2 protein-coding genes are annotated in these 589 nt (G+C 72.2%); both read right to left on the bottom strand.

Going from position 1 to position 589, the window contains the following annotated elements; all coding sequences use genetic code 11:
* Positions 1-230, bottom strand: a 230-nt coding sequence (locus tag LC039_RS26780) for an SDR family NAD(P)-dependent oxidoreductase (protein ID WP_226629945.1), incomplete at its 3' end; no start/stop codon positions are given.
* On the bottom strand, positions 230-589 hold a 360-nt coding region (locus LC039_RS26785; protein ID WP_413463864.1), incomplete at its 5' end, for a dihydrodipicolinate synthase family protein. The genes LC039_RS26780 and LC039_RS26785, both read right to left, overlap by 1 nt.

The following is a 589-nucleotide window of genomic DNA, read 5'->3' on the forward strand; positions in this document are numbered from 1 at the left end:
ACCAGGATGTCCACCGGCTGCGTTTTCAGCCGCTCGATCAGCGCCGCGACGCTGCCTGCATCCGACAGGTCGAGCTTCACGCCCTCCATGCCCTCGGCGGGGGCGGCGCCGCTGCGCGAGGCGGCGATCACATGCGCGCCCTCCTCGGCCAGCAGTTTCGCGCTCGCGGCGCCGAGGCCGCGGCTCGCGCCGAGCACCAGCGCGGTCTTGCCCGTCAGTCCCAGATCCATCAGTTCAGCTCCTTCAGTCGTTTGTCCTGCCGGGCGAGCAGCCGCTCGACCTCGGCGATGGCTTCGGGCGCGAGGCCCGCCCCCGGCGCGCGCAGCGCCGCCGAGGCGATGGCGCCGCGTTTGGCCAGCACGTATTTGCGCACCGCCAGCCCGGCGCCGGGCTGCTGCTCGTAGCGCACCAGCGGCAGGTAGGCGTCGAAGATATCCTGCGCACGGTCCATCTCGCCGCCGCCGGCCAGCCGCACAACATCTGCCAGCATTTCGGGGAAGCCGAAACCGGTCATCGCGCCGTCGGCGCCGCGGGCCATCTCCTCGGGCAGGAAGACCCCGCCGTTGCCGCAGAGGATCGAGATGCGGCG

It is taken from the genome of Alloyangia pacifica (genome assembly GCF_020524285.1).
GTDB lineage: Bacteria > Pseudomonadota > Alphaproteobacteria > Rhodobacterales > Rhodobacteraceae > Salipiger > Salipiger pacificus_B.